Here is a 6649-nt window from a genome sequence, read left to right as displayed (position 1 = left end):
CCTGGTCGATGGTGTTACAAAATTAAAACAAATTAAATTTAAAACTAAAAAAGATAATCAAGCAGAAAATTTAAAGAAAATGATATTGGCAATGGCCAAGGACATCAGAGTTATAATAATCAAATTGTCTGACAGACTTCACAATATGAGAACTTTGGAATACATGACTCGTGAAAAACAGATTGAAAAAGCCAATGAAGTATTAGAAATTTATGCACCACTTGCTCACAGACTTGGTATGTCTACGATTAAATGGGAATTAGAAGATTTAAGCTTAAAGTATTTGGAACCAAATATTTACCAAGATATTGTAAATAAAATAAACGAAACTAGACAACAAAGAGAATCCCAAATTCAAAACATTATAAGACAATTCCAAGATGAACTTGAAAAATATAATATAAAAGCAGAGATTTTTGGAAGACCAAAAAGTGTTTTTTCAATATATAAGAAAATGTACAAAAAACATTTGGCTTTTGAAGAAATCAAAGATTTATCAGCCATCAGAGTTATAGTAAACAAAGAAAGTGAATGCTATGATGTTTTGGGAATTGCTCATAGATTCTTCAGGCCAATACCTAATACTTTCAAAGATTATATTGCAACTCCAAAACCTAATATGTACCAATCTTTACACACTACAATATTAGCTCATGACGGAAGAACATATGAGATACAAATAAGAACTTGGGAAATGCATAAAACTTCTGAATATGGTATCGCTGCACATTGGAAATACAAGGAAGGTACAACTAATAAAAAATCGAAATATGATAGCAAATTAGCATGGCTAAGAGAAATCATGGATTGGCAAAAAGATTATACCGATTCAAAAGAATTTATGGATTTATTCAAAGAAGAATTTGCCAATGATGAAGTTTTTGTTTACTCACCAAAAGGCGATGTAATGGATTTGCCATCTGGTTCAACACCGATTGATTTTGCTTATAAAGTTCACTCTGCAGTCGGAAACAAATGTGTTGGTGCAAAGGTAGACGGGAAAATTGTACCTTTAACATACAAATTAAAAACAGGAAATGTTGTTGAAATCCTTATAAACCCAAATTCAGGCCCTTCAAAAGACTGGCTTAAAATTGTAAAATCTTCTCAAGCAAAAACAAAAATTAAACAGTGGTTTAAAAAAGAACAAAGAACTGAGAATATTGTTTCAGGAAGAGATATGCTTGAAAAAGAAGTTGCAAAAATGGGCTACAGTTTCAATGAATTACTAAAAAGAGAATGGCTTGAAGAAATTGCAAGTAAATTGAGTTTTTCATCTATTGATGATTTGTACGCTGCTATTGGTTATGGTTCCACAAGGGTTACGCAAGTTATTCCTAAGCTAAAGGAATATCACAAAGACTATTATGAAACAGACCAAGTTGTCAATAAACCAAATCATGTCGATTTTGTAAATGAAGAGCCAAAAGAAAGTGGAGTAGTAATTGATGGAATTGATAATGTAGAAATAAAACTTGCTAAATGTTGCAACCCAATTCCTGGTGACGAAATAGTCGGATACATTACTAGAGGTAGAGGAATTAGTGTTCATAGAAGAGATTGTTCCAATGTAAAATCTGTCAATGACAAAGATAGACTAATCACAGTTAGATGGGGAAGTAATTTAATAAATCATAATTATCAAGTTGAACTTCAAATAATATCTTTTAGTAATGTCGGTTATCTTGCTGATATAACTAAAGTTATAAGTGAGTGCAAATTAAACATTAAAACATTTAACACTAGAACAAATAAAGATAAAACAGTAACGATTAATATAATATTAGAAATCAGCTCTAGTTCTCAAATCGATACAGTAATTGCAAGAATTAAAAATATTAAAGGAACTATAGACGTTTTTAGGGTGAATTCATAATGAAATTATTAGTTCAAAGAGTTAATAAAGCAAAAGTGGATATAGATGGTATAACAAAAAGCGAAATTAAAGATGGTTTTTTGGTTCTACTAGGAATTCATAAAGAAGATAATGAACAGGATATTGATTATTGCATCAGAAAACTTGTTAATTTAAGAATATTTTCTGATGAAGAAGATAAGCTTAATCTTTCAATCAAAGATTTAAATTATGAAATTTTACTGGTCTCTCAGTTTACATTGTATGCAAGTACTAGAAAAGGGAATAGACCATCATTTGATAAATGTGCCAAAGGTGAATTTGCCAGAGATTTATACGAAAAGTTTATTGAGAAGTTAAAAAAAGAAAATTTACCTTTTCAAACTGGTGAATTTGGAGCTGATATGAAAGTATCGCTTACAAATGATGGACCAGTTACGATAATTATAGATAGTAGGAGTGAATAATGACAATAGACAAAATAGTTACTACAAAATATGGAGAAAACATGTACATTTTATCGGAAGATAATAAATGTTTTGTTGTGGATCCAGGTGCACAAGCTGATGATATTTGTGAATATATTAAAAATCGTAATTTAGAAATACAATTCATATTAATTACACATGGACATTTTGATCATATATTTGCAGCTGAAGAATTAAAAAATAAGCTAAATACAGTTATTTATGCTCCAGAAAAAGAGAAAGATTTACTTGAAGATCCTGAAAAAAATTATACAAGAAAAGTTGGTAATCCAATTACTTTAATTGCAGATCATTATGTAAAAGAAGGAGATACGATTGAGTTTAATGATTTTAAAATATCAGTCCTAGAAACTCCAGGGCATACTTATGGTTCTAGCTGCTATATTTACAAAGACGTAATGTTTTCAGGAGATATGTTGTTTAAGAATTCAATAGGTAGATATGATTTACCGACTGCAAGTTTTGAAGATATAAAAAACAGTGTTGAAAAGTTAAAGCTTTTAAATAATGATATAAAAGTTTATCCAGGACACGGCCCAGAAACCAATATGGGTGATGAAAAGAAATACAATCCATATTTTAAATAAAATTTAGGAGAATTATGAAGAATTTAGAAAAAAATTACAATCCAAAAGAATTTGAAGATAAAATATATAAAATTTGGGAAAATGAAGGTTACTTTAAAGGCGTTATTGATAAAGATAAAAAACCATTTACAATTGTAATGCCACCACCAAATGTAACTGGGAATTTACACCTTGGTCATGCGTTAAATAACACTATACAAGATATTTTAATTAGAAAAAATAGAATGGATGGATATAGTGCTCTTTGGGTTCCAGGGACAGACCATGCTAGTATTGCAACAGAAGCAAAAGTTGTAAGTAAATTAAAAGAAGAAGGGAAATCCAAAGAATCTTTAGGTAGAGATGGATTTTTGGAAGCATCTTGGGACTGGACACGTGAATACGGTGGAAATATCAAAAATCAATTAAAAAAATTAGGTGTATCTTGTGATTGGAGTAGAGAAGCTTTTACTCTTGATGACAATTTAACAGAAGCAGTAGAAGAAGTGTTCATAAAAATGTACAATGATGATTTGATTTACCAAGGAGATAGAATTGTAAATTGGTGTCCAAATTGTCATACTGCGATAAGTGATATAGAAGTAGTTCACGAAGATGAATCTGGACATTTTTGGAATATTAGATACAAATTCAAAGACTCTGATGATTACATTGTAATTGCTACTACTAGACCAGAAACATTATTAGGTGATTTGGCAGTTGCTGTTAATCCAGATGAGGAAAGATACACTGATATCGTAGGAAAAACTTTGATATTACCATTGGTTAATAGAGAAATTAAAGTTATTGCTGATAGCTATGTGGATATGGAATTTGGAACGGGAATTGTTAAGATAACTCCTTCACATGATCCTAATGACTTTGAAGTAGGTGCAAGACATGATTTAGGACAATGCGTCGTAATTGATGAGGATGCAAAAATTGTTGAAGGGTATGGAAAATATTCTGGATTAGACAGATATGAAGCAAGAAAATTAATAATAGAAGATTTGGAAAAAATCGGACAACTAGATTCAGTAAAAGAGCACGAACATGCTGTAGGTCATTGTGAAAGATGTCATACCACTGTTGAACCATTGATCAGTAAACAATGGTTTGTTAAGATGGATAAATTAGCAAAATTGGCTTTAGATGCTTATAAAAATGAAGAAATTAAATTTATTCCAAAAAGATTTGAAAAAGTTTATGTAAATTGGTTAGAAAACATAAGAGATTGGTGTATATCACGTCAATTATGGTGGGGACACAGACTTCCAGTTTATTATCATAATGAAACTGGTGAAGTTGTAGTTGCAAGAAAAAATCCAGATCCTGAAAAATACACTCAAGATCCAGATACTTTGGATACATGGTTCTCATCTGCATTATGGCCATTTTCAACATTAGGTTGGCCAAATGAAACAGAAGATTTGAAATATTTCTTCCCTACAAATGTGTTAGTAACAGGCTATGATATTATTTTCTTCTGGGTAATTAGGATGGTATTCTCTTCACTTTATAATTTGGGAGAAGTTCCTTTCAAAGATGTTTATTTGACAGGATTAGTTAAAGACTCTCAAGGAAGAAAAATGTCAAAATCTTTGGGAAATGGTATTGATCCGATAGAAGTTATAGATCAATACGGAGCTGATGCTTTAAGATTTGCATTAATTACTGGTAATACTCCTGGAAATGATTCAAGATTCTACATGGAAAAAGTAGAAGCTAATAGAAATTTCTGTAATAAATTATGGAACGCATCCAGATTTGTTTTCATGAATGTTGATAATGATGTCAAAAATATAGATGATGTCGAATTACAAATTGAAGATAAGTGGATTATATCTAGCTTAAATGATGTAATTGATGAAGTATCTACAAATTTAAATAAATACGAAATTGGTATTGCAGCTGAAAAAATATATGATTTTACTTGGAATGTATTCTGCGATTGGTACATTGAACTAGTTAAACCAAGACTTTATGGAGATGATTCTAATTTAAAAGAATCTGCAATCTCAGTTTTGATTTATACATTGACTAATGTAATAAAATTATTACATCCATTCATGCCATATATCACAGAAGAAATATATAGTTATCTTCCTAATAAAAATGATATGTTGATCAATGAAACATGGCCAAAATATTCTGAAAGCAAATCATATAAAAACGAAGAACAAATTATTGACAAGTTAGTTGAATCTGTAATTAGTATTAGAAATTCTAGACAAGAAATGAATATTGCACCTAAAAAGCAATCTGATGTATATATATTGACTTCTGATAAAAACTTGGAAGAAGATTTTAAACAACTAGAATCACTATTTAGATCAAGTGTTTCTATTAACGAATATAAGGTTAACGAAGAAATATCAGAAGATAATAATATAGTAATTGTTAAAGATTCTTATAAAATTATCATTCCTTTGAATGATTTAATCGATTATTCTAAAGAATTGGAAAGACTAGAAAAAGAATTAAATACTGCTAAATCAGAATTAAAGAGAGCAGAATCTAAACTAAAAAATGAAGGATTCTTAAAAGGTGCTCCTGAAGCTCTTGTAGAAAAGGAAAAAGAAAAAGTTGAAAAATATTCACATTTAATCGACGATATTAATAATTCGATTAGTTCTATTAAGGAAAATATGTAATGAAATTCGAAATCATATTTGATTTTGTTTTGATTATGGTTTTGATCAGCGTACAATATACTTTAAATAAAATTTTAGTATCATTGAAGAAGATCGAAAAAAAGATAGATGAGGATGTAATTAATTCTAATACAGGGGTGAATGATGAAAGAAGAAATATTATTAAGTGAACAACAAATTAAAGAAAAAGTTAAAGAATTAGGTGCTCAAATTACCAAAGATTACAAAGATAAAAATTTATGTGTAGTATCTCTTCTTAGAGGAAGTTTTATGTTCATGTCTGATTTGGTTAGACAGATAGATATGCCAATTTGTATTGATTTTATGACTACATCTTCTTATGAAGACGCTGAAAAATCTACAGGTAAAGTAAAAATTCTTACTGATGTAAGAGAAAATTTAGAAAACTATGATGTGTTAATAGTTGATGACATTATTGATTCTGGAAATACAATCGTAAATACTTTGGAATATATTAAACAAAAAAATCCAAAAAGTGTTAAAACATGTGTATTGCTTGATAAACCAAGCAGAAGACAAGTTGAATATAACGCTGATTATGTTGGTTTTGAAATCGATGATGTCTTTATAGTTGGATATGGTCTGAACTATAAATCATCATACCGAAATATACCTTACATTTTCATTTGGAATCAAGATGTATAAAGAATTTGCGTATATTTACGATAAATTGACTTTTGATATTGATTACGAAAAATATTCTGAAGTTATCAAAAAAGAATTAAAAAAATTATCCATAAAACCAAAATCAATTCTCGAGTTAGGTATTGGTAGTGGAAATATGACAAAATACTTCTATAACTCTTCAATTAATTATACTGGAGTAGATCTTAGCAAAGATATGTTGGAAATTTGTGCAGATAAATTTCACAGTATAAGTTTGATTAATGAAGATTTGTGTCAATTACAATTAACAGAAATTTATGATTTTATTTTTTCTACTCTAGATACAATAAACTATATTCTATACTCAGAAAAATTACAGAATTTGTTCTCAAATATTAATGAAAATTGTAAAGGAGTGTTTATGTTTGATGTAAACACTCCTTATAAGCTAATAGAAGT

The 6649-nt window shown here is 29.1% G+C and carries 7 protein-coding genes; all 7 read left to right on the top strand.

All coding sequences use genetic code 11. From position 1 onward, the window contains the following. Positions 1-1876, top strand: a 1876-nt coding sequence (locus KHW44_RS04915) for a bifunctional (p)ppGpp synthetase/guanosine-3',5'-bis(diphosphate) 3'-pyrophosphohydrolase (RefSeq protein ID WP_304066685.1), incomplete at its 5' end; no start/stop codon positions are given. Continuing rightward, positions 1876-2322: a D-aminoacyl-tRNA deacylase gene (gene dtd / locus KHW44_RS04910; protein WP_304066682.1), complete on the top strand. Its 447-nt coding sequence runs from the start codon at positions 1876-1878 to the stop codon at positions 2320-2322. The genes KHW44_RS04915 and dtd, both read left to right, overlap by 1 nt. Then, positions 2322-2930 carry an MBL fold metallo-hydrolase gene (locus KHW44_RS04905; protein WP_304066679.1) on the top strand — a complete coding sequence of 203 codons (609 nt, stop codon included), beginning with the start codon at positions 2322-2324 and terminating at the stop codon, positions 2928-2930. The genes dtd and KHW44_RS04905 overlap by 1 nt, the downstream gene beginning before the upstream one ends. 14 nt (positions 2931-2944) lie before the next feature. Next, positions 2945-5563, top strand: coding sequence for a valine--tRNA ligase (locus KHW44_RS04900; protein WP_304066676.1), 2619 nt, complete (start codon positions 2945-2947; stop codon positions 5561-5563). Beyond that, entirely contained in the window at positions 5563-5733 is a 171-nt protein-coding gene (locus tag KHW44_RS04895) for a hypothetical protein (protein ID WP_002836479.1), read from the top strand. Before KHW44_RS04900 ends, KHW44_RS04895 begins: the two co-directional genes overlap by 1 nt. Further along, positions 5708-6229 (top strand): hypoxanthine phosphoribosyltransferase, encoded by a 522-nt coding sequence (gene hpt / locus KHW44_RS04890; RefSeq protein WP_002836478.1) that lies wholly within the window; start codon positions 5708-5710, stop codon positions 6227-6229. The genes KHW44_RS04895 and hpt overlap by 26 nt, the downstream gene beginning before the upstream one ends. Next, a partial coding sequence (locus KHW44_RS04885; protein WP_304066673.1) for a class I SAM-dependent methyltransferase occupies positions 6222-6649 on the top strand: 428 nt, incomplete at its 3' end. The genes hpt and KHW44_RS04885, both read left to right, overlap by 8 nt.

This window comes from Finegoldia magna (assembly GCF_018371055.1).
In the GTDB taxonomy this organism is placed as follows: Bacteria; Bacillota; Clostridia; order Tissierellales; family Peptoniphilaceae; genus Finegoldia; species Finegoldia magna_I.
The sequence above is the reverse complement of the archived record's forward strand: the minus strand, read 5'-3'. Positions and strand labels throughout refer to the sequence as shown.